Here is a 26,461-nt window from a genome sequence, read left to right as displayed (position 1 = left end):
GGGGGGCTCGTCTGTTCCCCTCACCCTACCCTCTCCCCAACGGGGAGAGGGATAATGGCTTACTCGTCTTCTAACAGTGCTTCATAGGCGGTTGCGTCCAGCAGCGCGGCAACTTCCGCTTCATCGCTGGCTTTGATTTTGAAGATCCAACCTTCGCCATACGGCTCGCTGTTGACCAGCTCCGGGGAGTCGCTCAGGGCGTCGTTCACCGCCACGATTTCACCGCCAACTGGCGCGTAAATATCGGAAGCTGCTTTTACGGATTCGGCCACGGCACAGTCGTCGCCCGCGGTCACGGTGGCGCCCACTTCTGGCAGATCCACGAAGACCATGTCACCCAACAGCTCTTGTGCATGTTCGGTGATCCCAACGGTATAAGTGCCGTCGGCTTCTTTGCGCAGCCACTCGTGTTCTTTGCTGTATTTCAGTTCTGCTGGCACATTGCTCATTGAATTTCTCCTGATAAAAAGGGATTAAGCGACCGGTTTACCGGCGCGAACAAAAATCGGTTTGGTTACGCGGACCGGCATTTCGCGGTTGCGGATCTGCACGACGGCAGTCTCGCCGATGCCCGCCGGAACGCGCGCCAGCGCAACGCTGTAGCCCAGCGTCGGAGAGAACGTACCGCTGGTGATCACGCCTTCACGGTGATTGCCATTGGCATCGGTGAAACGTACCGGCAACTCGCCGCGCAGCACGCCTTTCTCGGTCATCACCAGGCCGACCAGTTGATCGGTGCCCCGCTCACGCTGCAGTTCCAGTGCTTCACGGCCAATAAAATCACGATCGGCCGGTTCCCATGCGATGGTCCAGCCCATGTTGGCTGCCAGCGGGGAAACACCTTCGTCCATTTCCTGGCCGTATAAATTCATCCCGGCTTCCAGACGCAACGTATCGCGCGCGCCCAGACCCGCCGGTTTAACCCCTGCTTCCACTAGCGCACGCCAGAAATCGGCCGCTTTTTCATTCGGCATCGCAATCTCAAAGCCCGCTTCACCGGTATAGCCGGTGGTCGCTACAAACAGGTCGCCCGCCTGCACGCCGAAGAAGGGCTTCATGCCTTCGGTGGCCTGGCGCTGCTCATCGCTGAACAGCGAGGCCGCTTTCGCCTGCGCGTTCGGCCCCTGCACCGCAATCAGCGACAGGTCATCACGCACGGTGATGTCGATGGCGAAGGGTTCTGCGTGTTGGGTGATCCAGGAGAGGTCTTTTTCACGGGTGGCGGAGTTAACAACGAGGCGGAAGAAATCATCAGTCAGGTAATAAACGATCAGGTCGTCGATCACCCCGCCGGAGGCATTAAGCATCCCGCTGTACAGCGCTTTGCCGGGCCTGGTCAGCTTCGCCACGTCGTTCGCCAGCAGATAGCGTAAAAACTCCCGGGTGCGACTGCCGTGTAAGTCGACAATGGTCATGTGGGAGACGTCGAACATACCGGCATCGGTGCGCACCGCATGGTGCTCATCAATCTGCGAGCCATAGTGCAGCGGCATCATCCAACCGTGGAAGTCGACCATGCGTGCGCCGCATAAGGTGTGTTGTTCGTATAAAGGCGTCTGTTGAGCCATCTTGTCCTCGTTGAATAAGCAGGGCTGTCTTGTGTTTCATGCCGAAAACTCACCACGAAACCCGGCATCGGCCTCACTCCAGGACGCCGACGCAAACGTTCTCTTTTCTCTGAACTTACCACTGAAAACGGAGGTTAACCATAAGGCAAAATGGGCCATCACATTAGCTTATGACTAAAGTTGCCACAAAAGAGCACAGAGTTATTCACTATAAAAATGCGAAAGATTCCGCACAAAAGCAAAGTATAAAGAGGCCCAGTACGTCATGAATGATATTTCATGCGGAAAAACGGGCGGAATTTCCGTAACATAAAAATAGTGAGATTAGATAATCTAATGCGAAAAAGTCAGTGAAATTAGAATATTTCAAACGAGGGGATTTTCCCGGCCCACAGGCCGGGAGAAGAAAGTGTGACGGGGTTCTAAATTAGCGCAGCCAGTCCGGAAGATCGTTCAGACCCATCGCCTGACGCAGAAGCTGAGGCTTAACGCCGGGAAGGGTATCCGCCAGCTTCAGCCCGAGATCGCGCAGCAGTTTTTTCGCCGGATTGGCACCGGCAAACAGCTCGCGGAAACCCTGCATCCCCGCCAGCATCAGCGCCGCGCTGTGCTTGCGGCTGCGCTCATAACGTCGCAGATAAAGATGCTGACCAATATCTTTGCCTTCACGCTGCAGACGGCGCAGTTCGCTTACCAGTTCCGCTGCGTCCATAAAGCCCAGGTTAACGCCCTGCCCGGCCAGCGGATGGATGGTGTGTGCCGCATCGCCGACCAACGCCAGACGATGCGCAGCGAACTGCCGGGCATAGCGGCCGGTAAGCGGGAAGACCTGACGCTCGCTCTCAACGGCACAGAGCCCCAGCCGGTTATCAAACGCCATGCACAGCGCCTGGTTGAACGCCACAGCGCTGGCTTCCTGCATCTGCTGGGCTTTTTCCGGCGACAGCGACCAGACGATCGAGCAGAGATGTGGATCGCTAAGCGGTAAGAAGGCCAGGATCCCGTCATTATGGAAAATCTGCCGCGCCACGGCCTGATGCGGCTCCGTCGTGCGGATGGTGGCAACCAGCGCATGGTGTCGGTAGTCCCAGTACGTCAGGGGAATATCGGCTTTAGTGCGCAGCCACGAGTTGGCGCCATCGGCCCCCACTACCAGCCGGGCCGTCAACATGTCTCCGTTTTGCAACGTAATGAAGGCGTCGTTTTCGCCCCACGCCACCTGCTGCAGCTGCGCGGGGGCAATCAGCGTGACGTCGCTGCACTGCTGTGCTTTTTGCCACAGGGCATGGTGAATGACCGCGTTTTCGATGATATGCCCAAGATGGCTGTAGCCTACGCTCTCATCATCAAAGGCAATATGGCCGAAGCTGTCTTTGTCCCACACTTCCATGCCGTGATAGCAGCTGGCGCGCTGAGCAATAATATCGGACCAGACGCCAACGCGCGTCAGCAGCTTTTCGCTGGCGGCGTTGATCGCCGAGACCCTGAGCTCAGGCGGCGCATCGGGAGCGACAGGCTGCGGCTGCTTTTGTTCCAGCACCGCCACGCGCAGACCGCTGCCCTGCAGACCACAGGCCAGCGCCAGTCCAACCATTCCGCCGCCGACAATGGCGACATCAACATTCTGCACTATGTTAACTCCTTAGCGAGCGACCCAACCGAGAGTCCTCTGCGCCAGCACATCGCGTGCCGGAATGAATAATTCCATCGCCATCAACCCCGCGTTACGCCCGGCCACCAGCGGCGCCCAACGATTCGCAAACAGATGTACCAGCCCGTCGGTTACGCCGATGGTCGCCTCTTTATCGGCCTGGCGACGTTTTTGATAATGGCATAACAGCGGATACGCCCCGCAATCCTGCTGCTGCGCAAAAGCCTGCGCCAGCGTTTCGGCTAGCGTCATCACATCGCGCAGGCCGAGATTAAAGCCCTGACCGGCAATCGGATGCAGCGTCTGCGCGGCATTACCGACCAACGCCACGCGATGGGAGACAGACTGTGAGGCGGTGGTTAACGCCAGCGGATAAACGGTACGCTTGCCCGCATGGGTAATGCGCCCGAGCCGCCAGCCAAAGGCTTTTTGCAATTCGGTACAGAAGCGTTCATCAGACCAGCTCTGGACCTCATCGGCTTTTTCCAGCGGATGGCACCAGACCAGCGAGCTGCGCCCCTGCGACATCGGCAGCATCGCCAGCGGGCCATACTGGGTAAAACGTTCAAAGGCGCGCCCACGGTGTGCCTCGGCGGTCGCAACGTTGGCGATGACCGCCGCCTGATGATAAGGCTGCTGCTGCCACTGGATCCCGCACTGCTGACCGAGCGCCGAGCGGGAACCGTCGGCGGCCACCAGCAGCTGTCCGTCAAGCGTGCTGCCGTTATCCAGCGTGACGCTGACCGCTGTTTCGCTGCGGGTAAAGTGCTCGACGCGCGCCGGACAATGCAAGGTCACGCCGGAGGCATCCTGCAGCAGGCGGAACAGCCGCAGGCCGACGTCATGCAGCTCCACTACCTGCCCCAGCGCATCAATACGATAATCCTGCGCTTCGAGGGTGACAAACCCGGCGTGGCCGCGGTCGCTGACGTGAACGGTTTCAATCGGGGTGGCGCAATCGGCAATCGCCTGCCAGATCCCGCTGCGCGCCAGGTGCTGGCAGGTACCCTGCGCCAGGGCAATAGCGCGGGCGTCGAATCCCGGATGGCTGTTGGCCTGCGGCGCGACGGCTTCAATCAGATGAACCGGAAGCTGGCCGTTGGTCAGCGTAGAGATCGCCAGCGCCAGCGTCGCGCCCGTCATCCCCCCGCCCACGATGATGATACTCATGCGCGGGCCGCCGCCATCAGCGCTTCGATAGCGTCAGCGCTTTTCACTACTGAGGCAGTCAGGTTTTCATTGCCGGTTTCGGTGATCACAATGTCATCTTCGATACGAATGCCAATCCCGCGATACTGGGCAGGAACATCGGCATCCGGCGCGATATATAAACCCGGCTCAACGGTCAGCACCATTCCCGGTTCCAGCACGCGCGAACGCTCTGGACCGTACGCGCCCACGTCATGCACATCCAGCCCCAGCCAGTGGCTCAGGCCATGCATAAAGAAGGGACGATGGGCGTTATCGGCTACCAGCTGATCCACGTCGCCGTTGAGAATACCCAGCTCCACCAGGCCGCTGACCATAATACGCACCACCTCGCCGGTCACCGCCTGAATGGAGGTGCCGGGGCGGTACAGGGCCAGCGCCGTGTCCAGCGAACGCAAAACGATGTCGTAAACGGCGCGCTGGGCCGGGGTAAATTTGCCGTTAACCGGGAAGGTACGGGTGATATCGCCCGCGTAGCCCTGGTATTCGCAACCGGCGTCAATCAGCACCAGATCGCCATCTTGCAAGAGGCTTTCGTTCTCGGTGTAATGCAGGATGCAGCCATTTTCGCCGCCACCCACAATGGTGTTGTAAGCCGGATAGCGTGCGCCGTGGCGGGTAAACTCATGGTGAATTTCGCCTTCCAGTTGATACTCGAACATCCCCGGACGGCATTTTTCCATCGCCCGGGTATGCGCCAGCGCGCTGATCTCGCCTGCGCGGCGCATCACGTCCAGCTCTTCTGCGGACTTGAACAAGCGCTGCTCATGCACCGCGGGACGCCAGTCGATGAGCGCGGCGGGCGCTTTCAAATTCTGACGTGAGCCTTTGCGAAGCTTATCCAGCGCGGCAAAGACAATCTCGTCGGCCCAGGCATATTCGCCCTGGGCGTGGTATATCGCATCCAGACCGTTGAGCAGTTGATAGAGCTGGTCGTTGATCTCGCTAAATGCCAGCGCACGATCGACGCTCAGCTTTTCCGGCGCGGCCTGCTGGCCTAAACGGCGGCCAAACCAGATCTCGGCGGTGAGATCGCGCACGCGGTTAAACAGCACGCTGTGGTTGTGGGTGTCGTGACTTTTAATCAGCACCAGTACCGACTCAGGCTCGTTAAAGCCGGTGAAATAGCCGAAATCACTGCTCTGGCGGTACGGATATTCACTGTCGGCGCTGCGCGTCGCTTCCGGTGCGGAAAAAATTAGCGCGGCGCTGCCCGGCTGCATGGTCGCCAGCAGCGCCTGACGGCGGCGAAGATACTCTTGCTGAGTCATGACACCCTCCTGTCGTTGTTATTAATGTAAGGTTGGTTTGCGCACTTCCGGCGCAGTAGGCTGTACGCGCGTAAAGGTGTCGTGGCAAAGCAGCGACGCGACGCGCACATACTCAATAATCTCTTCGACAGACATCTCCAGCTCTTCCTGGTCTTCGTCCTCGTCATAGCCCAGCTGAGCGATGTTACGCAGATCGTCGATCGCTTCTCCGGTTTCACCGGTTACCTTCTCAAGCTTGGGCTGTGTAACGCCAAGCCCCAGCAGGTAGTGGTTGACCCAACCGGCCAGCGCATCGGCGCGATCGAACACGCTGACGTCGTCGCCTTCAGGCAGATAAAGCTGAAAAAGGAAGCCGTCGTCTTCCAGCGCATCGCTGGTGGCGCCGTGCATTTTACGCAGCGCCTGAGCCAGGTCGTGACCAAACGCCAGACCTTCGTTCGTCAGGTCGTGAATCAGCGGCAGCCATGAGCTGTCGTTGTTTCCACCACACAACATTCCGCTAATCAGACCGTGCATTTCAGCAGGGGTTAAACCCACGCCCTGCTGGTTCAGTAACTGGCTTACTTCGGTGTAACCCGGCATTTCGTTCTGTATAGACATGCGCATTCGTCATCGTTGGGAGGAATATTCATGATATGCTACCACTTTGGACCCTGGTGAACCAGAATAGGGCTTGTATCTCCGCACCAGGGTAGCTATAGTGTCGCCCCTTCGCAGACCCTTGAGTCGGATGTGAAGGTAGCGCAGTCAAACAGCAGGAAGGTGGCATGTCTGCACAACCCGTCGATATCCAAATTTTTGGCCGTTCACTGCGAGTGAATTGCCCGCCTGAACAAAGGGATGCCTTAAATCAGGCTGCGGACGACCTTAATCAGCGGTTGCAAGATTTAAAAGAACGCACTAGAGTCACAAATACTGAGCAGCTGGTCTTCATCGCCGCGTTGAACATCAGTTACGAACTGGCTCAGGAAAAAGCGAAGACCCGCGATTACGCGGCGAGCATGGAACAACGTATTAAAATGCTCCAGCAGACCATTGAACAGGCGTTGCTTGATCAAGGTCGCATAACAGACAGACCGGGGCAAAACTTTGAATAACACTTCGTGGTCTACTATGGTAGAGTGACCCTGAAGGAAAAATTTCTCTGAGATGTTCGCATGCGGGCCAGTCCCCTGAGCCGATATTTCATACCACAAGAATGTGGCGCTCCATGGTCGGTGAGCACGCTCGGTTCGTCCGAGAAGCCTTAAGACTATGACGACACATTCACCTTGAACCAAGGGTTCAAGGGTTACAGCCTGCGGCGGCATCTCGGAGATTCCCTCACCTTTCTACCTACCCTGTTATGACCATGACCCAACTTCCTGAAGTAACCCCCTCTCGTCAGCACATTCGCCAGTTAATTCGTCAGCACCGTCGCGCCTTAACCGCTGACCAGCAAGCTCATTTTGCCCAGCAGGCCGCCGCCCGCATGATGGCGTATTCGCCCGTGGTGATGGCGCACACTGTTGCTCTGTTTCTCTCTTTCGATGGTGAACTCGATACCCAACCGCTGATTGACCAGCTGTGGCGCGCCGGGAAAAAGGTCTATCTGCCGGTGCTGCACCCGTTCAGCCCCGGCAACCTGCTGTTCCTGAACTACCATCCGCAGAGCGAGCTGGTGGTGAATCGTCTGAGAATTACAGAACCTAAACTGGACGTGCGCGACGTGTTGCCGCTGGCAAAGCTGGATGTGCTGGTGACGCCGCTGGTGGCTTTTGATGACAACGGCCAGCGTCTGGGAATGGGCGGGGGTTTCTACGATCGTACCCTGCAAAACTGGCAGCAGTATGGCCTGCGGCCTGTGGGCTACGCGCACGACTGTCAGCGCGTGGAGGCGTTGCCGGTTGAGAAATGGGATATTCCACTGCCGGCAGTGGTCACGCCGTCAAAGATATGGCAGTGGTGACATCGTTTTACCCGGCGGCAATACGCGCGCCGGGCTAAAAGCAGTAAATCAGTACAACAGGCGAGCGCGAATAGTGCCTGGAATCGCCTTCATCCCCTGCAATGCTTTCTCAGCCACATCTTCATCCGCTTCGATATCGATAACGACATAACCCATCTGCGCGTTGGTTTGCAGATACTGAGCAGCAATGTTCACACCCTGATCGGCGAAGATCTGGTTAAGGGCCGTCAGCACGCCAGGACGGTTTTCATGGATATGAAGCAAACGGCGACCGCCGTGCAGCGGGAGCGAAACTTCCGGGAAGTTCACCGCAGAAAGGGTTGAACCGTTATCGGAATATTTGCTCAGCTTACCGGCCACTTCAAGACCAATATTTTCCTGCGCTTCCTGCGTTGAACCACCGATGTGTGGCGTCAGGATCACGTTATCAAACTCGCACAGCGGCGAGGTGAACGGATCGGTATTGGTGGCAGGCTCGGTCGGGAAGACGTCGATTGCCGCACCCGCCAGATGCTTACGCTTCAGCGCTTCGCACAGGGCCGGAATATCCACGACAGTACCACGTGCGGCGTTGATCAGCAGCGAGCCCGGCTTCATCAGCGCCAGCTCTTCTGCACCCATCATGTTTTTGGTGGAGGCGTTTTCCGGCACGTGCAAACTCACCACATCGCTCATATTAAGCAAGTCGGAAAGGTGCTGAACCTGGGTGGCGTTACCCAGCGGCAGTTTGTTTTCGATGTCGTAGAAGAAGACATGCATCCCCAGCGACTCTGCGAGAATACCCAGCTGCGTGCCGATGTGGCCGTAACCGATAATGCCCAGTTTCTTACCACGCGCTTCGAAAGAACCGGATGCCAGCTTATTCCAGATCCCACGGTGTGCTTTGGCGTTGGCTTCAGGAATACCGCGCAGCAGCAGCAGCAGCTCGCCAATCACTAACTCCGCCACGGAACGGGTGTTGGAGAACGGGGCGTTGAACACCGGGATCCCACGCTTTGCCGCCGCGCTAAGATCAACCTGGTTGGTGCCGATGCAGAAGCAGCCGATCGCCACCAGTTTTTCCGCCGCCGCAATCACGTCTTCTGTCAGATGGGTACGGGATCGCAGACCAATGAAGTGGGCATCACGGATCGACTCTTTCAGCTGTTCGGTGTCCAGCGCACCTTTGTGAAATTCGATGTTGGTGTAACCTGCCGCACGAAGGTTATCCAGTGCTTTCTGATGCACCCCTTCGACCAGCAGAAATTTAATCTTGTCTTTCTCCAGTGATACCTTTGCCATTTACCCGACCCTGTCTGATTGTCTGAACTATGTTGTGCTGGATTTGAATCCGCTCCAGCCAACATATCAAAAAAAACTATTGCAGCAATATGAACGTTTGCGTCGGGACTCTGAAGAAAAGTCATCCAGCGTGAATTGGCAGTGAATAATGCTAAGGAAAAATACGAATGCGGCAGGATCGTCAGAAGACCATCAGAAATGTGATACAAGTCACCGAATATGGCCTTTGCAAAAAAAGTTAGCGGGGGGAGGCTCCCCCCGTCAGATCATTTCACGATGGTTTTGACGCCATCGGCAGTGCCAATCAGTGCGACATCGGCACCACGATTGGCAAATAACCCTACTGTTACCACGCCTGGCAGGCCATTAATGGCATTTTCCATCGCGATAGCGTCCACAATTTCCAGACCGTAAACATCGAGGATCACGTTGCCGTTATCCGTTACCACACCCTGGCGGTATTCCGGACGGCCGCCCAGTTTGACCAGCTCGCGCGCAACTGCGCTGCGTGCCATCGGGATCACTTCAACCGGCAGCGGGAAAGTACCCAGAATATCGACCTGCTTGGAGGCATCGGCGATGCAGATAAACTTGTCGGCCACGGAGGCAATAATTTTCTCGCGCGTCAACGCCGCACCGCCGCCTTTTATCATCTGCATATGGCCGTTAATCTCATCCGCGCCGTCGACGTAAATCCCCAGACGATCCACTTCGTTCAGATCAAAAACAGTGATACCGAGGCTTTTTAGCTTTTCCGTGGAGGCATCTGAGCTGGATACTGCACCCTCGATCTGGCCCTTCATCGTACCCAGCGCATCAATAAAGTGTGCTGCCGTAGATCCAGTGCCCACGCCGACAATGGTGCCCGGCTGTACATACTGGAGAGCGGCCCATCCTACTGCTTTTTTCAGTTCATCCTGCGTCATGATCTCTTGCCTGTGGTGTTTTTTGCGTGACGCGCATTATAGAACATTCACCTGTGCCATGTGATCTGCGAGGTCACCAATTTCGTCTGTATCAAACATAAATTTATGTCATAGTGCGACGTAATGAACTATTTGGGAGTCAGCCAGAGCAATGAAACGTCCGGACTACAGAACACTACAGGCGCTTGATGCCGTTATTCGTGAACGCGGATTTGAACGCGCAGCGCAAAAGCTGTGTATTACGCAATCCGCCGTCTCACAGCGAATCAAACAGCTTGAAAATATGTTCGGGCAGCCGCTGCTGGTTCGTACCGTACCGCCGCGTCCCACCGAACAGGGGCAAAAACTGCTGGCCCTGCTGCGTCAGGTTGAACTGCTGGAAGATGAGTGGCTGGGCGATGAACAGACCGGCTCGACACCCCTGCTGCTGTCGCTGGCGGTTAACGCCGACAGTCTGGCCACCTGGCTGCTGCCTGCGCTTGCGCCGGTCCTGGCCGACTCCCCGATCCGTCTGAATCTGCAGGTAGAAGACGAAACCCGCACCCAGGAACGTCTGCGTCGCGGCGAGGTGGTTGGCGCAGTCAGTATCCAGCCGCAGGCGCTGCCAAGCTGCCTGGTGGATCAGCTGGGAGCGCTGGACTACCTGTTTGTCGGTTCCAAAGCCTTTGCCGATCGCTACTTCCCCAACGGCGTGACCCGCGCCGCACTGCTGAAAGCCCCGGCCGTGGCCTTTGACCATCTTGATGATATGCATCAGGCATTTCTACAGCAGAACTTTGACCTGCCGCCGGGCAGCGTGCCGTGCCATATCGTTAACTCATCAGAAGCTTTCGTCCAGCTGGCACGTCAGGGCACTACCTGCTGCATGATCCCGCATTTGCAGATTGAGAGAGAGATTCAGAACGGCGAACTTATCGATCTGACGCCAGGCTTACATCAGCGCCGCATGCTTTACTGGCACCGTTTTGCGCCGGAAAGCCGCATGATGCGCAACGTGACTGATGCGCTGCTGGCGCACGGGCATAAGGTGTTGCGACAGGACTAACGAAAAACCCTCTCCTTTATGGGAGAGGGTACGTGAAGGGCTATTACTGAGCTTTTGGTGCGCTTTCAGGCTGCTGCTGAGCCTGCGCAGGTTCAATCTGGAACACCACGTCAACCTGATCGTCGAACTGAATCGTCGGCTGCTCGTAAGTTTCCTGGGCAGATACCGGCGCGGCATCCGCCTTCATCATGCGTACCACCGGGCTCGGCTGATAGTTAGAGACGTGATAGCGTACGCTGTACACCGGTCCCAGCTTAGTGTTAAAGCCAGAAGCCAGCTGCTGTGCCTGACGCAGCGCATCATCAATGGCAGCTTTACGCGCTTCATCTTTGTATTTTTCTGGTTGCGCAACGCCCAGTGAGACAGAACGGATTTCGTTCAGGCCCGCCTTCAGTGCACCATCCAGCAGCGCATTCAGCTTGTCGAGCTGACGCACCGTGACTTCGACAGTCCGCACCGCACGATAGCCTTTCAGAATGCTTTTGCCATTCTGGTAATCATAATCTGGCTGGGTGCGCAGGTTCGCGGCGTTAATGTCTTTCTTGGCGACCTGGTTCTGTTCCAGGAACGAGAGATATTGCGCAACACGGTCATCTGCCTGTTTCTTGGCGGATGCTGCATCCTTTGCAGAAGCATTCACCTCAATGGCTAACGTGGCGATGTCCGGTACGGCATCCACGCTTGCGGTTCCTGTGGTGACGATATGTGGGCTGTTAGGCAATTCGTTTGCCTGTGCCGACACTGCGCCAAAACTGACTAATGCCGCGAGGGCGAGTACGTTAAACTTCACTGTTATTCCTCCATGTTGCGAAGAGTGCCCGTTTTACAGGGCGCATGCCAGCAAGCTTAGCGTTTCATACTCAGATGTCCATAAGAGAACGCTTAGTTAAGCAGGCTCTGGATATGACCTATCCCATCTTTCGCCAGCTGGATCGCGATCACCCACATCACCAGTCCCACCAGAATATTGATGATGCGTTGGGCTTTCGCCGTGCGCAGGCGCGGGGCCAGCCAGGCCGCAAGCAGTGCCAGACCAAAGAACCACAGGAAAGAGGCGCTGACGGTGCCCAACGCGAACCAGCGTCTGGGCTCCACATCCAGCTGTCCACCCAGACTACCCAGCACCACAAAAGTATCCAGATAGACGTGCGGATTGAGCCAGGTTACCGCCAGCATGGTAACGATGATTTTCCAGCGCCCCTGCTTCATCACCTCGGCGCTGGCCAGCTCCAGATTACTGCTCATCGCTGTTTTTAGCGCGCCAAAGCCATACCACAATAAAAATGCGACGCCACCCCAGGTGACCAGCGCCAGCAGCCACGGCGACTGCATCAGCAGCGCGCTGCCGCCAAAAATTCCCGCGCAGATCAGCAGCAGATCGCTGACCGCGCATAGGAAGGCGATCATCAGATGATACTGACGGCGAATCCCCTGATTCATCACAAACGCATTTTGTGGGCCGAGGGGCAGGATCATCGCCGCACCCAAAATAAGCCCTTGAAAATAATAAGTTAACATAACAAGAATTCCGGTAAATCGTCTTAAGCGCAGACTATACCGCGAGGGAATCATTAGAGGAAATTGAAAATATTAATCATAAATAAGTAATGTTAATAATGCGTGCATTTGCGATCCGACAGAATCAGATTTCAACAAGAGTGTTACTGCTTCGCCCTGAGTATGCTGCCAGTATCTCCCTCTCTTTGCCTGAGGATCTGTATGAAACGTACCGGATGGGTTTTCTGTCTCTTTGCCGCGTTCGTCTTGCCTGGGGTCGTCAAAGCACAAACCACGCTGCGCTACACCGACCACGAACCTTACGGGAATATGCGCACTCACATTATCAAGAACACCTTTTTCAACGCGATTGAGCATGAGTCTCAGGGGCGGATCAAAATTGATGCCCACTGGAACGGCGAAATTAGCAGCAGTTATAACGCGCTCGAAACCCTGTCGCAGGGAGAACGCGCAGATATCGGTATTGTGGTTCCCGAATATAACCCTGAACAGCTCCCGCGCCATCAGCTGTTTAAAAGCTTTCCGCTGGGTCCGGATAGCGGCAATGCCCAGGTGCAATTCTTTCACCGCGTATTTAGCGAGTATCCGCAATTCGCCGCTGAGCTGGATAACAATAACCTTGTGATGCTGCAATTTTTCCTCGGTTATCCGGCGGCATTTTTTACCACCAGATCTGGTGTTGGGCCTGCGCAGCTGACAGGCACGCGGTGGCGCACCGCCAGCTTCTGGCATCAGTCGTTTTTACGTAATGCTGGCGCCACGCCGGTTACCCTGCCGTGGAACAGCAAGATTGTCGATGCGCTACAAAAGGGGCAACTTGATGGGCTGCTGGTGAATGTGGACAGCGGTGACGATATTGGTGCGCCGCGCGCCGCGCCCTATATTCAGCTTTCTCCTGCTCTCTGGCTGGGTCATGTCTATCTGCTGGTGATCAATAAACAGACCTGGAATGCGCTTTCACCCCAGGACCGAGCTGCGATCCAACGGGCTGCGGCATCGACGGAACACGCCCTCGGCTCCTGACTTGATACCAGCCTGAATCGCATGGCGAAGCAATTGGAACAGCAAGGCGCGCACGTTCACTTTCTTTCACGCAAAGAGCGTAATCTCTGGCGGGATGCGACACGATATCAGCAGGTACAGGCCAGGTGGATTGAACAGCAGGAGAGTAAAGGGGTAACGGATGCAGGTGGGTTATTACAGTCCGTCAGCACGCTGCTCTCAGACTCGATAAAGGAAAATCAATAACAGAGCCCGCGTACTGGCGCGGGCTTTGTTGATAACCGGGGGCGTTATTCCGCCCCTTCCTTCACACGCTTAAAGTTCACATCCATCTGCGGGTACGGGAAGCTAATGCCGTTGGCATCAAAATCACGCTTCACGCGTTCCAGCACATCCCAGTACACGTTCTGCAGGTCGCTGCTGTTGCTCCAGACGCGCACCACAAAGTTGATCTGGGAAGCACCCAGCTCATTCAGGCGTACCGTCATTTCGCGATCTTTAAGAATGCGTTCGTCAGACTCGATGATGTCAGTGAGCAGTTGCTTCACCTTATCGATATCGGAATCATACGCCACGCCAATAATGAACTCATTACGACGTACCGGCTCGCGGGAGAAGTTGATGATGTTGTTGGCGATGATCTTACCGTTCGGAATCACAACGATTCGGCCATCGACGGTGCGCATGGTGGTAGAGAAGATCTGCACCTGCAGCACAGTCCCTGCCACGCCGCCCAAATCAACATATTCACCAGAGCGGAAAGGACGGAAAGTCACCAGCAGCACACCGGCCGCCAGGTTGGAGAGGGAGCCCTGTAGAGCCAGACCGATAGCCAGACCGGCGGCACCGAGAACCGCAATCACCGAGGCCGTCTGCACCCCTACGCGCCCCAGCGCGGCGATCAGCGTAAAGGCAATAATTCCGTAACGCACCAGCGCAGAGAGAAAGTCCGCCACCGTGGCATCAATATGACGCGCGCGCATCAGGCGATTGACCGTATTCGACACGATACGCGCCACGATCATCCCCACGATGATAATCGCAATGGCCGCGACGATATTGACGGCATAACTCAGCAGCAACGCCTGATTGCGCACCAGCCAGGAGCCCGCGTTATTGATGCTATCTACAACACCGAGATCTTCCATTCAATTTTCCTTATCTAAGCCAGACCATAAAAAAACACTCCCTCATCAAGGCAGGAAGATGAGTAAAGGGTAAACAAAAAGCGAAGATTTTGCCAAACAGATCACAAAAAGAGCCGTTGCAGCTCGTTGAAAAGGCGAAAAAAAAGCCCGCACTCAGTGCGGGCTTTTGACGCTTTCAGCAGCTCAAATTACAGAACGTCAACCGCGTTCAGCTCTTTGAATGCCTGCTCCAGACGGGTAATCATAGAGGTCTGAGCAGCACGCAGCCATACGCGCGGATCGTAGTATTTCTTGTTCGGCTGGTCTTCGCCTTTCGGGTTGCCCAGCTGGCCCTGCAGGTAAGCTTCGTTGGCTTTGTAGTAGCCCAGAATACCGTCCCATGTTGCCCACTGGGTATCGGTATCGATGTTCATTTTGATAACACCGTAGCTTACAGAGTCTTTGATTTCCTGAGCAGAAGAACCGGAACCGCCGTGGAAGACGAAGTTCAGGCTGTTGTGCGGCAGGTTATGTTTCTTGGAAACATAGTCCTGAGAGTCGCGCAGGATAGTTGGGGTCAGTACCACGTTGCCTGGCTTGTACACACCGTGTACGTTACCGAAGGAAGCTGCGATAGTGAAACGTGGGCTGATTTTGCTCAGCTCGGTGTAAGCGTAATCAACGTCTTCTGGCTGAGTGTACAGGGCAGAAGCGTCCATGTGGCTGTTGTCCACGCCGTCTTCTTCACCACCGGTGCAACCCAGTTCGATTTCCAGAGTCATGTCCATTTTGGACATGCGCGCCAGATATTTAGAGCAGATCTCGATGTTCTCTTCCAGAGACTCTTCAGACAGGTCGATCATGTGAGAAGAGAACAGTGGCTTACCGGTAGCCGCGAAGTGTTTTTCACCCGCGTCCAGCAGACCGTCGATCCACGGCAGCAGTTTCTTCGCGCAGTGGTCAGTGTGCAGGATAACCGGAACACCGTAGTGCTCAGCCATCTGGTGAACGTGATGTGCGCCAGAGATTGCGCCCAGGATTGCTGCACCCTGAGGAACGTCAGTTTTCACGCCTTTACCCGCGATGAACGCCGCGCCGCCGTTAGAGAACTGTACGATAACGGGTGCTTTAACTTTGGCTGCGGTTTCCAGAACGGCGTTGATGGAGTCGGTACCCACGCAGTTAACGGCTGGCAGAGCAAAGTTGTTTTCTTTAGCTACCTGGAACACTTTCTGAACGTCATCACCGGTGATCACGCCAGGTTTTACGAAATCAAAAATTTTAGACATGTTACGAGTCCTGTATCTTCGGCCTTGGAAAGGGGCGTGCTCTTAAAAGCGCGCTGAAAATTGGGCAGGTTTCCCTGCCCTGAAATGGCTTACTTCTTAGCGCGCTCTTCGAGCATCGCTACTGCCGGCAGAACTTTGCCTTCCACGAATTCGAGGAATGCGCCGCCGCCAGTGGAGATGTAGGAGATCTTGTCGGAAATACCGAACAGATCGATAGCTGCCAGGGTGTCACCGCCGCCAGCGATAGAGAAGGCTTCGCTGTCTGCAATCGCGTTAGCCACGATTTCAGTACCTTTGCGGAAGTTAGGGAATTCGAACACGCCAACCGGACCGTTCCACAGAATGGTTTTTGCGTCTTTCAGGATGGCAGCCAGTTTCTCTGCAGAAACGTCGCCCAGGTCAAGAATCTGCTCTTCATCTTTGATGTCAGCAACAGATTTCAGCTCTGCGGTTGCGGTTTCAGAAAACTCTGTTGCCACGCGAACGTCAGTCGGAACCGGGATATCGCAAGTGGTCAGCAGGCGTTTTGCTTCGTCAACCAGGTCAGCTTCGTACAGGGATTTGCCCACGTTGTGGCCCTGAGCGGCAACGAAGGTGTTGGCAATACCACCACCGACGATCAGCTGGTCAGCAATTTTAGACAGGGAATCCAGAACGGTCAGTTTGGTAGAAACTTTAGAACCACCAACGATAGCCACCATTGGACGAGCAGGCTCTTTCAGCGCTTTACCCAGTGCTTCCAGTTCGTCAGCCAGCAGTGGACCTGCGCAAGCAACGTCTGCGAATTTACCGATACCGTGAGTAGAAGCCTGTGCACGGTGAGCCGTACCGAAGGCGTCCATGACAAACACGTCGCACAGTGCAGCGTATTTTTTGGACAGGGCTTCGTCGTCTTTCTTCTCGCCTTTGTTAAAGCGAACGTTTTCCAGAACAACCAGTTCACCCGCAGCGACTTCAACGCCGTCCAGGTAGTCTTTAACCAGACGTACCGGGCTGGACAGTTTGTCTTTCAGGTAATTAACAACCGGCAACAGAGAGAATTCTTCGTTGTACTCGCCTTCGGTCGGACGACCCAGGTGGGAGGTGACCATCACTTTTGCACCCTGCTTGAGCGCCAGTTCGATGGTTGGCAGAGAGGCACGGATACGCGCATCGCTGGTGACTTTCCCATCTTTAACCGGTACGTTCAGATCTGCACGGATGAAAACGCGTTTACCTGCCAGATCCAGATCGGTCATCTTAATTACAGACATGGTGAATCCTCTCATTGATTCTAAAGTTTTGCAGACGCACGACGCGTCTTACCTGAAACCTTGTGCAGCCATTGCTAACGTGGTGTCGAGCATCCGGTTAGCAAAGCCCCATTCGTTGTCGCACCAGACCAGCGTTTTGATCAGGTGCGCCCCACTCACGCGCGTTTGCGTGCCATCAACAATGGCGCTGTGCGGATCGTGGTTAAAATCTATTGAGACCAACGGTAATTCCGTATAGTCAACTATACCATGAAATGCTTGCTGCGCCGCTTTTTGCAGCAACAGGTTGACCTCGCAGGCTTTTACCGGTTTCTTCACGGTAACGCTGAGGTCGATTGCCGTGACGTTGATGGTCGGGACACGCACGGCAATGGCTTCAAAACGGTCATGAAACTGGGGGAAAATTCGGGTAATGCCGGCCGCCAGTTTGGTATCCACCGGGATGATCGACTGACTCGCTGCACGCGTGCGTCGCAGGTCCGGATGGTATGCGTCAATGACCTGCTGATCGTGCATCGCGGAATGGATCGTAGTAACCGTACCCGACTCAATGCCATAGGCATCGTCCAGCAGTTTGATGACCGGAATAATACAGTTGGTCGTGCAAGAGGCGTTGGAGACAATGCGGTGTTCCGCGTGCAGCTCATGGTGATTGACGCCGTAAACCACAGTGGCGTCGAGATCGTGGCTGCCAGGATGTGAAAAGAGCACTTTCCTCGCGCCAGCCGCCAGATGGGCCTCGCCGTGTTCGCGATTGCCGTAGACGCCGGTGCAGTCGAGAACCACATCCACACCCAGTTCACGCCAGGGTAGTGCCTCGATCGTCGGTTCATGCAGGATGCGAATCACGTCGTCGCCAACGAGCAGTTGCTCTCTTTCCTGACGAACATCCCAGGCAAAGCGTCCATGGCTGGTGTCATATTTCAATAAATGCGCCATGCCCGTAGCATCCGCCAGTTCATTGATTGCCACCACGGTGATTTCCGCACGACGCCCGGATTCATACAAAGCACGAACCACGTTGCGTCCGATGCGACCGAAGCCATTTATCGCTACGCGTACGGTCATAAGTCTCCTGCAAGGCTTTCCCTGATTTTAGGTGGCTGACAGAGTAATCCAGCAGCGCGCCGAGGGGAATCCTCGCCTGTCACAAACTCCAACTGATTGGTCAATTGTCGAACATTTAATCGACTGAAACGCTTCAGCTAGAATAGGCGAAACCAGGAATAAAGGGAATGACTGTCCAGACCAATAAGCCAGCTATATGACGCACGTCACATTTCACAGCTGATTATCACGGATTTTATTCCATATTCCAGAATCGCGCATAAGCGTAGCAATATCTTTTCGTTGCCGCGGCGTAAATCCTGATTTATATCAGAAAGCCGATCAGCCCGCGTGGATATCATCTGCGCCACGTCCGAGTCTCGGAGTCCTGCAACGTATGACTATGCTTCATTTTTCTTCCTCCGCAGCGCGGTTTTATGCGCTTCGTCTGCTTCCCGGCCAGGAAGTCTTTACCGGATTACACACCTTTGTGCAGCAGCACCAGCTCCGCGCCGCCTGGATTGCCGGATGTACCGGGAGCCTGACAGACGTTGCCCTGCGCTACGCCGGACAGGACGCCACCACGCAGTTGACGGGCACGTTCGAGGTGATCTCACTCAATGGCACACTTGAGCTGACCGGCGAACATCTGCACCTCAGCGTCTCTGACCCGCAAGGGGCAATGCTGGGTGGGCACATGATGCCAGGCTGCACCGTGCGCACCACCCTTGAGCTGGTGATTGGCGAGCTGGATGCGCTGGCGTTTAGCCGCCAGCCCTGCGCCCTTTCCGGCTATGACGAACTGCATATCTCATCCCGTTAATCGACAACACAATAAGAGGTGCTCTAATGGCGCGTCGCCCGTTTTCCAGTCAGTCTTTAGTTCTGATCGTGATCGCTATTGCCATCAATATGGTGGGGGGACAGCTGATTAGCATGCTCAAACTCCCTATTTTTCTCGACTCCATCGGCACCTTAATCAGCGCGGTGCTGCTCGGCCCGGTGATTGGCATGCTAACCGGGCTGCTGACCAATTTGCTCTGGGGACTGTTAACCGATCCGATTGCCGCCGCCTTTGCGCCAGTGGCGATGGTGATCGGCCTGGTTGCCGGTTGGCTGGCGCGCGCGGGCTGGTTCCGTACCCTGCCAAAAGTGGTCGTCAGCGGGGTCATTATTACTCTGGCGGTCACGGTGGTTGCGGTGCCGTTACGCACCGCGCTCTTTGGTGGCGTAACCGGCAGCGGTGCCGATCTGTTTGTCGCCTGGATGCATTCCGTCGGCCAGGGCCTGGTGGAGTCTGTCGCCATTACCGTGCTGGGCGCCAATCTGGTCGATAAGATCCTGACGGCGGTACTGGTCTGGATGTTGCTGCGCCAGCTGCCATTGCGCACTACTCGCCAGTTCCCGACGATGTCAGCAGTGCGCTAAATGCACCCGTTTACGTCGTTAACGCTATGGGCGCTGGCCGCAAGCAGCACATTATTGCTGCCTGCCCAGACCCTGTTGCCGGTTTACAGTGCGGCCACTTTCCTTTGCCTGCTGGTGCAGAAACCGACGCGTCAACGGGCAAAATACGTTGCCTGGCTGATGCTCTCTCTGGGCACGGGGCTGTGGCTGGTGCATGGCGGCTGGCTGACGGAGTGGATCAGCGGCCAGCCTCGCGATCCGCAGCGTTGGGCGCATGCCATCACCCTGTGGCTACGCATTCTGGCGATTGTGTCGACGTCGCAGCTGTGGATGGCGTATGTGCCGGTGCAGCGATTTATCCGGGCGCTCTTCGCCTCGCGCCTGCCGCCGGGGATGGCTTACCTGTTTGCCGGCCCGCTGCTGGTGGTCGAACAGCTTAAGCGCCAGCTGGCCATTATTTATGAAGCCCAACGCGCCCGCGGCGTGCCGCTGGATGAAGCCTGGCATCAGCGCCTGCGCGCAATGCCTGCGCTGATTGTGCCGCTCACCCATAATGCACTGAACGATTTAGCCGTTCGCGGCGCGGCGCTGGATATGCGCGGCTTTCGCCTGCATCGCAGACGCACCACGCTGTGGGCACCACAGGACAGCGTCTTACAACGTATGGCGCGCTACGGCATGCTCCTGCTGATAGTCGCGGAGACAGGGGTCTGGATATGGTTACGCTAGAACAGTTTCGCTATCTTCCTACTCACGCCACGCGCACGCCTTCCTGCTTTGATTTCAACTATTCCGAACCGGGGATGGTGGCGATTTTTGGCGATAACGGCAGCGGGAAAAGTACCCTCGCCCAACTGATGGCCGGCTGGTATCCGGATTTTCTTCCCGGTGATATTGAGGGCAAAGGCATCCTGCTGGGTAACCCTGTCGGCCAGTTGACGCTGGTGGAGCAATCCCCCGCCATCCAGCTGGTGCAGCAATCGCCCTATCTGCAGCTTTCCGGCTGTACGTTCAGCGTGGAGGAGGAAGTGGCTTTTGGCCCGGAAAACCTGTGCCTGGACGAGGCAGAAATCCTGCGCCGTATTGATGCCGTGCTCACGCTGACAGACTGTCTGCCGCTGCGCCATCGCCATCCCGGCACGCTGTCCGGCGGCGAAACCCAGCGCGTGGTGATCGCCAGCGCGCTCGCCATGATACCTGAGCTGTTAATCCTCGATGAAGCGTTCAGTCGACTGACGGCGCAGGCCACCGACCAGCTGCTGGAACGGCTGGCACACTGGGCGCAAGAGCACCGTTCGCTGATTGTGCTTTTCGAGCGCAATCCCTCTCCCTTTATCAACCACTGCCAGCAGGCGTGGCAGCTGCGCGACGGAGCGCTATTTCCCCTATGTTAACTCTGGACCAGGTCACCTATCGCTGGCCGAACGCGGCTGATGACTGCCTGCGCGAGATCTCGCTTGAACTGAGAGCGGGCGAATGGCTGGCGTTAACGGGCGATAACGGCGCGGGGAAATCCACGCTGCTGCGCATTATGGCGGGACTGCTCTCCCCTTCTTCCGGCGCGGTGGCCTTCAAAGGTGAACCGATCGCACGGCTTAAAAACCGTCAGCGCGCTCGTCACTTTGGTGTGCTGTTTCAGGAGGCGGAAAACCAGATCTTCCACAGCAACGTCACCGAAGAAATAGCATTCGGTTTGAAGCTGCAAAAGTTACCTGCAGAAGACATTGCACGCCGTACCCAGGCCGCACTGCAGCTCTGCCAGTTAGAGGACGTTGCCGACGCGCATCCGCTGGATCTGCACACCGCGCAGCGGCGGATGGTGGCGGTCGCCAGTCTGGAAGCGATGGCGCCGGAGGTTATGCTGCTGGACGAACCCAGCCGGGATTTTGATACGCACTGGCTGGCGGTATTTGAACACTGGCTGGCGGTCTGTCGTGGGCGAGGAACCAGCGTGGTTGCGATCAGTCATGACGCTGCCTTTACACAGCGTCATTTCGCGCGCGTGGTGCACTTACACAACCGAACGCTCACACAAGCCGATACTCACCTTCCGGTGTCATCTCCAGCATAAGGTCGGCAGGCAGGCTGTTCTCTAAAACCTGCTGCACATTCGGGCCGTCGGTGCGTGCATAAGACGCTTCCGCATCGGCTTGCGATAAGCCTCCCGCCCGTTTCCGATCGATCAGTCGCGTCCGCAGCGCACTGGCCGGGGCGCAGATGAATAACGAATAATCGCAGAACGGTGTTAACGCGCTCCACCTTTCGTCATCCCGCAGTAACCAGTTTCCTTCCACAATCACGACTGGCGCCGTTATCGTAACGGCATCTTCAACCGGATCGTGCTTTTGCCGATCATACTGTGGCCAGCTCCCCTTCCCCTCTTTCACCTGTTGCAGATTTTGCGCAAGTTTTTCAACATCAAAGGTTTCCGGCGCACCTTTATAAGGGCGCAGGTTGTGCGCATCCAGCCAGCTGTTGTAGTGATGAAAACCATCCATTGGCAGGGTCTGAATCTCCGGCAGGTCAGGATCCTGGCGGGAGAGAAATTCCCAGAAGGTCGTCAGGGTGGACTTTCCTGTGCCTGGCGGGGCGCTGAGAAAAACAATTGTGCGTCGTTCAGGATGAGCAGAATGAATGTCAGCCAGCTTTTGCAATATGGGCTTGTGAACCTTCTCTATTTCATCATCCGGATAATACGCTTCAACGTGCAGTCCATTGACCATCAGTCCAATATTCACGGCGTTAATTCCTTATAAATTGTCGCTACCGCCAGCGTCATTGCCGTCTTCACCATTCCGGCAAAGCGCACCTCCGACCACGCGGCAAAGTCAGCAAATTTCATCGACTCTAGCGCGCCATATAAGGTGGCATTCCGGGTAATGCTGTTCACGTTGCTGATAAAATCCCAGGTAATCTCATCGGCAAAACCGGGGATCTGATCCTGTTCTTTTAGATACTGATAAAACTGGGAAAAATGGGTGATATCCGCGTAGAGCCATTTATCCATTTTCCCCAGCGCATAAATCAGGCGTAAAGCAACGTCGATATCGTCAAGCGGCCCGCTCTGTGCCAGTAACGGCTTCACTGCATATTCCAAAATCTCTTCATCGTTATCGACAAACAACGACGGCAGAAAACGCTTAATGCCCAACGACAAAATGTCATGTGCCGTGGTCATAAATGAGAGTAAGTTGCTTTGAGCGTCCAGTTGCTCAAGCACATCATCTTCTGTCAGCTTCGTCATTCGTTTCTCGAGAAATCATCAGGAATGCAGGGAGTCTATTATATTACACGTTCGATCTGCGCCGCCGATCAGTAAAGTTTGCGTACGCACACCCTTCGCTGCCTGTTGGATCCCATTGACGAGATCGCCCCCCGTTACGCCGGTCGCACTGAAGAGGATGTCCTCCCCTCTCACCAGTTCAACAAGTGAGTAGACGCGATTAACCTCCACGCCCATCTCCACACAGCGTTGATGCTCTTGCATAGCGATCAGCCGGTTTTCTGCGCTATCCCCTTTCGCTTCGCAAAAATCGATGAGTGCCGCCTGCATATCGCCGCCCAGCGCTTTTACCGCACACGCCGAGATCACCCCTTCCGGCGCGCCGCCAATGGTGTACATCAGGTCGTAAGGATTCTCCTGCAAACAGGTCAGCACACTGGCGGCTACATCGCCATCGGGAAGGGCAAAAACCTTAACACCAAGCTGGGTCGCCTCGGCAATGGCCTTCTGCAATCGCGGTTTATCCAGCGTTACCATACGAAGCCGATCAAGAGGCTTACCCAGCGCCTGCGCCACATTGCGCAGGTTATCTGCCAGAGGTAATGCCAGGTCAATAGCGCCCACTGCCGAGCGATTAACAACCAGTTTTTTCATATACATATCAGGCGCGTGCAGCAGGCTTCCCCGTGGAGCAAATGCCATCACCGCCAGGGCATTGCTTTGCCCCATCGCCACCATCCGGGTGCCTTCAATAGGATCGACCGCGATGTCCACCTCTGGCCCAGCGCCGTTTCCGACCTCCTCCCCAATCCATAACATCGGTGCATGATCGATCTCCCCTTCACCGATGACGATCCGCCCACGGATAGCAATCTCATTTAACGCAGTGCGCATCGCGCTGACAGCCAGTCCGTCGATTTTGTTCTTATCACCGCACCCGGTCTGCGGCCAGGCAGCCAGCGCTGCCTGCTCCGTTACGCTAAATAGCGGCCATGCCAGAGACTTCATGCCGCCGCCTCCCCGATGTCTACCCCGAATTGTGCCAGCAGATAGCGTTCCGCCTTCTCGTTCCAGATGCCCTGCGTCTGCGCAACCAGATGCGCCAGCTCTCTGAATAACGGATCGGTTTTTCCTTTTTCGGCGAAATCACTAATTGCCGTCAGGGGCATCGTCACGCCGTTATAGATCAGCTTTTTGCCACCGGGAATGTCCGGCAAATTAAGAACGGTATCCGGTACTGCATCAAGCCCACCAATATGGGTCACCATAAATGACGGCTGAAGTTGCCCGGTTGCGCTCAGCGCAATCGCCTCTTTCATATCATCCGTTGAGCCGCCGGATGTTCCCACCACATGGGTGCTGTTGTAATGCACGTTGTAAAAATTAAACGGCACCTTAAATTGGTTATCCGTTGGCCCGGCAAAGAAGTTCAGACAGCCATCTTCCGCCAGAAGCTCGTCAGCCATCTCAATCACTGCCGGAACGGCGGCATAGACAAAGACATCATCAAATCCGGCATCGTTGGTTAATGCCCGCAGCTCAGCGGCAGGACTGCTTATCCCCGATGTGTTTACATAGATAAGCTCAATGCCTTTCTGTGCCGCCAGCTCAACGGGCAACAATGTCCTGGCCTGCGCCAGGCGTGTTTCATCAATATCCACCACCACCACGCGTGCAGGCTGGAGTCCACCATTAATGGCATAATCAATCGCGCCTATCCCCATCGGTCCTGCGCAGGCTAAAAGCGCAATATTGCCGCCGGGTTTAACCCCCATCCGGTGTTCATAAACATAGGGGGTCGTATGGTAATTGGCATTATAAGCGCCAATGATGCAGCACATCGGTTCCGCCAGCGATGCCGCCGCAAAATAGGAGCCGTGATAGGGTAAAACACACCCGAGATTGATGGCGATCTCCGGGATAATCATATATGTTGCGTTACCACCGAAACATTCGTAGCTATATCCAGCCGAATAACCACTTGGTAATCCCATCGCGGGTTGTAAAACAAAGCGCTGCCCTTTTTTATATTTCCCGGTCAAATTTTTGCCAACCTCGACGATAATCCCGGCACATTCGTGGCCAGTAATTACGGGATGGTTTTCTAAATCGTCGGGGACACGTTTATGCTCACTGCCTAATGCGGCAGCTTTCCAGGTGGATAAACATACGCTATCGGAAATAACGCTGACCAGCAGTTCATTTTCAGTAATATCAGGCAATTCAAACTCACGGATACGAACATCCCGCTTGCCATATATTGCAGCAACTTTCGTTTTCATTTTCGCTCCAGAAACAAGAATGCTAGTTAACGGTCAGTTGTTTAAACAAATCGTCAAGGAGTGGGTCACCAATATAGTTTTTTATTAATACTAAAGGTTTATCACTGACGCGTTTAACGCGCCCTTCCAGGCTGGCATGGGTGACAATAATATCTGCATCATCAGGAACATTTTCGATAGCATAATGCGTAACATTAATTGTATGCCCTGCTTTTTCCAGGCGTTTACGGAATGTTGTCGCCCCCATTGCACTGGAGCCCATTCCGGCATCACAAACAAAGGCAATGCGTTTTACCCTGCGCAAGGAAAGTTTCCCTTCCTGCTTCATTTCCTTTACGGCTTGTGCTGAATCATTAAAGGTATCTTCAGTTTCGGTTTCGCTATTCTTTTCCATTTTCAGGATGACAGACGTAATAGCAAAGGTCACCAGAGTTCCCGCCGTCACACCTGCAATGGTGGCGAGGAAAGAGCCTTTTGGCGTCAATGCCAGGTAGGCGAAAATAGACCCCGGGCTTGGACCCGCAACCAACCCGCCACCTAACAGATTAAATACCCATGTCCCGCTCATGCCGCCAGCAATCATGGCGATGAGCGTTAACGGTTTCATCAGCACATAGGGGAAGTAGAGCTCATGGATCCCGCCCAGGAAGTGGATAATCATCGCGCCTGGTGCAGACCTTTTTGCCATCCCTTTGCCAAATACCGCAAAACCCAGCAACAGGCCTAAACCAGGACCCGGGTTAGAGGCCACCATAAAGAAAATGGATTTGCCGGTCTCGGAGGCTTGTTGCATCCCCAGCGGATAGTAAACGCCCTGATCGATAGCGTTGTTCAGAAAGAGTATTTTCGCCGGCTCATTGATCAATGACAGCAGCGGCAGATACCCTGCCTGTACCAGCGATTCAATACACTCCTTCACAAAATTGTTGGCAATGAGAACGGCCGGTCCAATCACTTCAAAGCCCAGCAGGCACAGAAGCATACCGGCAATGCCGAGCGAGAAATTATTAATCACCATCTCAAAACCAGCGGGGATGCGCTTGTCCAGCAGGCGATCGATGTGTTTGATGACCAGACCGCCGAGCGGCCCCATGATCATGGAGCCGAGGAACATCGGGATATCTGCGCCAATAATCACGCCGATAGTGCCAATTCCCCCCATCACCGCCCCACGCTTGCCCCCCACCAGATGCCCGCCGGTAGAACCAATCATTACCGGTAATAAATAGGTAATCATCGGCCCGACAATTTTGGCGAAATGCTCATTAGGCATCCAGCCGGTCGGAATAAACAATGCAGTAATTAAACCCCACGCAATAAAAGCACCAATATTGGGTATGACCATTGCAGTCAAAAAGCCCCCAAAAGCCTGGACCTTTGCACGAGCAGACTTGTGTTCCATAAGAATATCCTG

General features: G+C 55.3%; 28 protein-coding genes and 1 other RNA gene. 10 read left to right on the top strand and 19 right to left on the bottom strand.

All coding sequences use genetic code 11. The features are described 5' to 3' along the window. Positions 1-59: 59 nt before the first annotated feature. The 6 genes from gcvH to ACRDD5_RS13460 form a co-directional block, all read right to left on the bottom strand. Positions 60-449 carry a glycine cleavage system protein GcvH gene (gcvH, locus tag ACRDD5_RS13485; protein WP_039029826.1) on the bottom strand — a complete coding sequence of 130 codons (390 nt, stop codon included), beginning with the start codon at positions 447-449 and terminating at the stop codon, positions 60-62. Between the two features lie 24 nt (positions 450-473). After that, positions 474-1,568 (bottom strand): glycine cleavage system aminomethyltransferase GcvT, encoded by a 1,095-nt coding sequence (gene gcvT / locus ACRDD5_RS13480; RefSeq protein WP_438677042.1) that lies wholly within the window; start codon positions 1,566-1,568, stop codon positions 474-476. A 427-nt stretch (positions 1,569-1,995) separates the two neighbouring features. Continuing rightward, positions 1,996-3,198, bottom strand: a complete 1,203-nt coding sequence (gene ubiI, locus ACRDD5_RS13475) for an FAD-dependent 2-octaprenylphenol hydroxylase (protein ID WP_438677041.1) — start codon at positions 3,196-3,198, stop codon at positions 1,996-1,998. Positions 3,199-3,210: 12 nt separating this feature from the next. Then, on the bottom strand, positions 3,211-4,389 hold the full coding sequence (gene ubiH, locus ACRDD5_RS13470; RefSeq protein WP_271284621.1) for a 2-octaprenyl-6-methoxyphenyl hydroxylase: 1,179 nt from the start codon (positions 4,387-4,389) through the stop codon (positions 3,211-3,213). Continuing rightward, positions 4,386-5,699, bottom strand: a complete 1,314-nt coding sequence (pepP, locus tag ACRDD5_RS13465) for a Xaa-Pro aminopeptidase (RefSeq protein ID WP_271284620.1) — start codon at positions 5,697-5,699, stop codon at positions 4,386-4,388. Before pepP ends, ubiH begins: the two co-directional genes overlap by 4 nt. 21 nt (positions 5,700-5,720) lie before the next feature. Continuing rightward, positions 5,721-6,299 carry a YecA/YgfB family protein gene (locus ACRDD5_RS13460; RefSeq protein ID WP_271284619.1) on the bottom strand — a complete coding sequence of 193 codons (579 nt, stop codon included), beginning with the start codon at positions 6,297-6,299 and terminating at the stop codon, positions 5,721-5,723. 167 nt (positions 6,300-6,466) lie between these two features. On the opposite strand from ACRDD5_RS13460, the gene zapA reads away from it, so the two are divergent. The 3 genes from zapA (at position 6,467) to ACRDD5_RS13445 (ending at position 7,647) form a co-directional block, all read left to right on the top strand. After that, positions 6,467-6,796, top strand: coding sequence for a cell division protein ZapA (zapA, locus tag ACRDD5_RS13455; RefSeq protein WP_032613890.1), 330 nt, complete (start codon positions 6,467-6,469; stop codon positions 6,794-6,796). 41 nt (positions 6,797-6,837) lie between these two features. Further along, positions 6,838-7,021: non-coding RNA, 6S RNA (gene ssrS / locus ACRDD5_RS13450), on the top strand. Positions 7,022-7,050: 29 nt separating this feature from the next. After that, positions 7,051-7,647: a 5-formyltetrahydrofolate cyclo-ligase gene (locus ACRDD5_RS13445; RefSeq protein ID WP_438677040.1), complete on the top strand. Its 597-nt coding sequence runs from the start codon at positions 7,051-7,053 to the stop codon at positions 7,645-7,647. Positions 7,648-7,695: 48 nt separating this feature from the next. Here ACRDD5_RS13445 and serA read toward each other — a convergent pair whose 3' ends face one another. Together serA and rpiA are read right to left on the bottom strand one after the other, a co-directional pair. Then, entirely contained in the window at positions 7,696-8,928 is a 1,233-nt protein-coding gene (serA, locus tag ACRDD5_RS13440; RefSeq protein WP_271284617.1) for a phosphoglycerate dehydrogenase, read from the bottom strand. A 266-nt stretch (positions 8,929-9,194) separates the two neighbouring features. Then, the gene (gene rpiA, locus ACRDD5_RS13435; RefSeq protein ID WP_271284616.1) at positions 9,195-9,854 is read right to left on the bottom strand and encodes a ribose-5-phosphate isomerase RpiA; all 660 of its coding nucleotides are present in this window, start codon (positions 9,852-9,854) and stop codon (positions 9,195-9,197) included. Positions 9,855-10,005: 151 nt separating this feature from the next. Between rpiA and argP the strand changes: the two genes are divergently transcribed. Beyond that, a complete protein-coding gene (argP, locus tag ACRDD5_RS13430) occupies positions 10,006-10,899 on the top strand; it encodes a DNA-binding transcriptional regulator ArgP (RefSeq protein ID WP_271284615.1) in 894 nt (297 codons plus the stop codon). Between the two features lie 43 nt (positions 10,900-10,942). On the opposite strand, the gene ACRDD5_RS13425 is transcribed toward argP, so the two are convergent. Together ACRDD5_RS13425 and argO are read right to left on the bottom strand one after the other, a co-directional pair. After that, positions 10,943-11,689, bottom strand: coding sequence for an oxidative stress defense protein (locus ACRDD5_RS13425; RefSeq protein ID WP_271284614.1), 747 nt, complete (start codon positions 11,687-11,689; stop codon positions 10,943-10,945). Between the two features lie 92 nt (positions 11,690-11,781). Continuing rightward, positions 11,782-12,417 (bottom strand): arginine exporter ArgO, encoded by a 636-nt coding sequence (gene argO, locus ACRDD5_RS13420; RefSeq protein WP_271284613.1) that lies wholly within the window; start codon positions 12,415-12,417, stop codon positions 11,782-11,784. 201 nt (positions 12,418-12,618) lie between these two features. Here argO and ACRDD5_RS13415 point away from each other — a divergent pair, with 201 nt between their 5' ends. Further along, positions 12,619-13,440, top strand: a complete 822-nt coding sequence (locus ACRDD5_RS13415; RefSeq protein WP_438677039.1) for an ABC transporter substrate-binding protein — start codon at positions 12,619-12,621, stop codon at positions 13,438-13,440. Positions 13,441-13,709: 269 nt separating this feature from the next. On the opposite strand, the gene ACRDD5_RS13410 is transcribed toward ACRDD5_RS13415, so the two are convergent. The 4 genes from ACRDD5_RS13410 to epd all read right to left on the bottom strand — a co-directional run bounded on the left by ACRDD5_RS13410 (position 13,710) and on the right by epd (position 18,156). Next, a complete protein-coding gene (locus ACRDD5_RS13410; protein ID WP_271284611.1) occupies positions 13,710-14,567 on the bottom strand; it encodes a small-conductance mechanosensitive channel MscS in 858 nt (285 codons plus the stop codon). 188 nt (positions 14,568-14,755) lie between these two features. After that, on the bottom strand, positions 14,756-15,835 hold the full coding sequence (gene fbaA / locus ACRDD5_RS13405) for a class II fructose-bisphosphate aldolase (protein WP_064327302.1): 1,080 nt from the start codon (positions 15,833-15,835) through the stop codon (positions 14,756-14,758). An 89-nt stretch (positions 15,836-15,924) separates the two neighbouring features. Further along, positions 15,925-17,088 carry a phosphoglycerate kinase gene (pgk, locus tag ACRDD5_RS13400; protein WP_438677038.1) on the bottom strand — a complete coding sequence of 388 codons (1,164 nt, stop codon included), beginning with the start codon at positions 17,086-17,088 and terminating at the stop codon, positions 15,925-15,927. A gap of 48 nt (positions 17,089-17,136) precedes the next feature. After that, complete coding sequence (gene epd, locus ACRDD5_RS13395; RefSeq protein ID WP_271284609.1) at positions 17,137-18,156, bottom strand: erythrose-4-phosphate dehydrogenase; 1,020 nt, start codon at positions 18,154-18,156, stop codon at positions 17,137-17,139. 376 nt (positions 18,157-18,532) lie between these two features. Between epd and ACRDD5_RS13390 the strand changes: the two genes are divergently transcribed. From ACRDD5_RS13390 to ACRDD5_RS13370, 5 genes are read left to right on the top strand one after another with little or no spacing between them, the layout of a single operon-like run. Then, positions 18,533-18,958: a PPC domain-containing DNA-binding protein gene (locus ACRDD5_RS13390; RefSeq protein WP_438677037.1), complete on the top strand. Its 426-nt coding sequence runs from the start codon at positions 18,533-18,535 to the stop codon at positions 18,956-18,958. A gap of 26 nt (positions 18,959-18,984) precedes the next feature. After that, positions 18,985-19,563: an ECF transporter S component gene (locus ACRDD5_RS13385; RefSeq protein WP_438677036.1), complete on the top strand. Its 579-nt coding sequence runs from the start codon at positions 18,985-18,987 to the stop codon at positions 19,561-19,563. Further along, positions 19,564-20,271, top strand: coding sequence for an energy-coupling factor transporter transmembrane component T (locus ACRDD5_RS13380; protein WP_438677035.1), 708 nt, complete (start codon positions 19,564-19,566; stop codon positions 20,269-20,271). It begins immediately after the preceding gene. After that, positions 20,259-20,936, top strand: a complete 678-nt coding sequence (locus ACRDD5_RS13375; protein ID WP_438677034.1) for an ABC transporter ATP-binding protein — start codon at positions 20,259-20,261, stop codon at positions 20,934-20,936. Before ACRDD5_RS13380 ends, ACRDD5_RS13375 begins: the two co-directional genes overlap by 13 nt. After that, positions 20,930-21,613: an ABC transporter ATP-binding protein gene (locus ACRDD5_RS13370; protein ID WP_438677033.1), complete on the top strand. Its 684-nt coding sequence runs from the start codon at positions 20,930-20,932 to the stop codon at positions 21,611-21,613. Before ACRDD5_RS13375 ends, ACRDD5_RS13370 begins: the two co-directional genes overlap by 7 nt. Here ACRDD5_RS13370 and ACRDD5_RS13365 read toward each other — a convergent pair. From ACRDD5_RS13365 to ACRDD5_RS13345, 5 genes are read right to left on the bottom strand one after another with little or no spacing between them, the layout of a single operon-like run. Continuing rightward, complete coding sequence (locus ACRDD5_RS13365) at positions 21,570-22,280, bottom strand: nucleoside/nucleotide kinase family protein (RefSeq protein WP_438677032.1); 711 nt, start codon at positions 22,278-22,280, stop codon at positions 21,570-21,572. The genes ACRDD5_RS13370 and ACRDD5_RS13365 overlap by 44 nt on opposite strands. Continuing rightward, positions 22,277-22,786, bottom strand: coding sequence for an MltR family transcriptional regulator (locus ACRDD5_RS13360; RefSeq protein ID WP_438677031.1), 510 nt, complete (start codon positions 22,784-22,786; stop codon positions 22,277-22,279). Before ACRDD5_RS13360 ends, ACRDD5_RS13365 begins: the two co-directional genes overlap by 4 nt. 18 nt (positions 22,787-22,804) lie before the next feature. Further along, complete coding sequence (gene glpX, locus ACRDD5_RS13355; RefSeq protein WP_438677030.1) at positions 22,805-23,773, bottom strand: class II fructose-bisphosphatase; 969 nt, start codon at positions 23,771-23,773, stop codon at positions 22,805-22,807. Beyond that, entirely contained in the window at positions 23,770-25,047 is a 1,278-nt protein-coding gene (locus tag ACRDD5_RS13350; protein WP_438677029.1) for a zinc-binding dehydrogenase, read from the bottom strand. The genes glpX and ACRDD5_RS13350 overlap by 4 nt, the downstream gene beginning before the upstream one ends. 22 nt (positions 25,048-25,069) lie before the next feature. Further along, positions 25,070-26,449, bottom strand: coding sequence for a PTS mannitol transporter subunit IICB (locus ACRDD5_RS13345; protein ID WP_438677028.1), 1,380 nt, complete (start codon positions 26,447-26,449; stop codon positions 25,070-25,072). Positions 26,450-26,461: the final 12 nt, after the last annotated feature.

The organism is Silvania sp. (assembly GCF_051656365.1).
Classification (GTDB): Bacteria; Pseudomonadota; Gammaproteobacteria; order Enterobacterales; family Enterobacteriaceae; genus Enterobacter; species Enterobacter hatchlandensis.
The sequence above is the reverse complement of the archived record's forward strand: the minus strand, read 5'-3'. Positions and strand labels throughout refer to the sequence as shown.

Bases quoted from the DNA above. Each gene is read 5' to 3' on its own strand.
- ACRDD5_RS13460 (WP_271284619.1), bottom strand. From the start codon at position 6,299: ATGTCTATACAGAACGAAATGCCGGGTTACACCGAAGTAAGCCAGTTA.
- ACRDD5_RS13375 (WP_438677034.1), top strand. From the start codon at position 20,259: ATGGTTACGCTAGAACAGTTTCGCTATCTTCCTACTCACGCCACGCGC.
- rpiA (WP_271284616.1), bottom strand. From the start codon at position 9,854: ATGACGCAGGATGAACTGAAAAAAGCAGTAGGATGGGCCGCTCTCCAG.
- ACRDD5_RS13345 (WP_438677028.1), bottom strand. From the start codon at position 26,449: ATGGAACACAAGTCTGCTCGTGCAAAGGTCCAGGCTTTTGGGGGCTTT.
- ACRDD5_RS13380 (WP_438677035.1), top strand. From the start codon at position 19,564: ATGCACCCGTTTACGTCGTTAACGCTATGGGCGCTGGCCGCAAGCAGC.
- fbaA (WP_064327302.1), bottom strand. From the start codon at position 15,835: ATGTCTAAAATTTTTGATTTCGTAAAACCTGGCGTGATCACCGGTGAT.
- ACRDD5_RS13350 (WP_438677029.1), bottom strand. From the start codon at position 25,047: ATGAAAACGAAAGTTGCTGCAATATATGGCAAGCGGGATGTTCGTATC.
- ACRDD5_RS13410 (WP_271284611.1), bottom strand. From the start codon at position 14,567: ATGGAAGATCTCGGTGTTGTAGATAGCATCAATAACGCGGGCTCCTGG.
- gcvT (WP_438677042.1), bottom strand. From the start codon at position 1,568: ATGGCTCAACAGACGCCTTTATACGAACAACACACCTTATGCGGCGCA.
- ACRDD5_RS13370 (WP_438677033.1), top strand. From the start codon at position 20,930: ATGTTAACTCTGGACCAGGTCACCTATCGCTGGCCGAACGCGGCTGAT.
- ACRDD5_RS13360 (WP_438677031.1), bottom strand. From the start codon at position 22,786: ATGACGAAGCTGACAGAAGATGATGTGCTTGAGCAACTGGACGCTCAA.
- pgk (WP_438677038.1), bottom strand. From the start codon at position 17,088: ATGTCTGTAATTAAGATGACCGATCTGGATCTGGCAGGTAAACGCGTT.
- gcvH (WP_039029826.1), bottom strand. From the start codon at position 449: ATGAGCAATGTGCCAGCAGAACTGAAATACAGCAAAGAACACGAGTGG.
- ubiH (WP_271284621.1), bottom strand. From the start codon at position 4,389: ATGAGTATCATCATCGTGGGCGGGGGGATGACGGGCGCGACGCTGGCG.
- argP (WP_271284615.1), top strand. From the start codon at position 10,006: ATGAAACGTCCGGACTACAGAACACTACAGGCGCTTGATGCCGTTATT.
- ACRDD5_RS13415 (WP_438677039.1), top strand. From the start codon at position 12,619: ATGAAACGTACCGGATGGGTTTTCTGTCTCTTTGCCGCGTTCGTCTTG.
- ACRDD5_RS13390 (WP_438677037.1), top strand. From the start codon at position 18,533: ATGACTATGCTTCATTTTTCTTCCTCCGCAGCGCGGTTTTATGCGCTT.
- argO (WP_271284613.1), bottom strand. From the start codon at position 12,417: ATGTTAACTTATTATTTTCAAGGGCTTATTTTGGGTGCGGCGATGATC.
- glpX (WP_438677030.1), bottom strand. From the start codon at position 23,773: ATGAAGTCTCTGGCATGGCCGCTATTTAGCGTAACGGAGCAGGCAGCG.
- serA (WP_271284617.1), bottom strand. From the start codon at position 8,928: ATGGCAAAGGTATCACTGGAGAAAGACAAGATTAAATTTCTGCTGGTC.
- ACRDD5_RS13385 (WP_438677036.1), top strand. From the start codon at position 18,985: ATGGCGCGTCGCCCGTTTTCCAGTCAGTCTTTAGTTCTGATCGTGATC.
- epd (WP_271284609.1), bottom strand. From the start codon at position 18,156: ATGACCGTACGCGTAGCGATAAATGGCTTCGGTCGCATCGGACGCAAC.
- ACRDD5_RS13445 (WP_438677040.1), top strand. From the start codon at position 7,051: ATGACCCAACTTCCTGAAGTAACCCCCTCTCGTCAGCACATTCGCCAG.
- pepP (WP_271284620.1), bottom strand. From the start codon at position 5,699: ATGACTCAGCAAGAGTATCTTCGCCGCCGTCAGGCGCTGCTGGCGACC.
- zapA (WP_032613890.1), top strand. From the start codon at position 6,467: ATGTCTGCACAACCCGTCGATATCCAAATTTTTGGCCGTTCACTGCGA.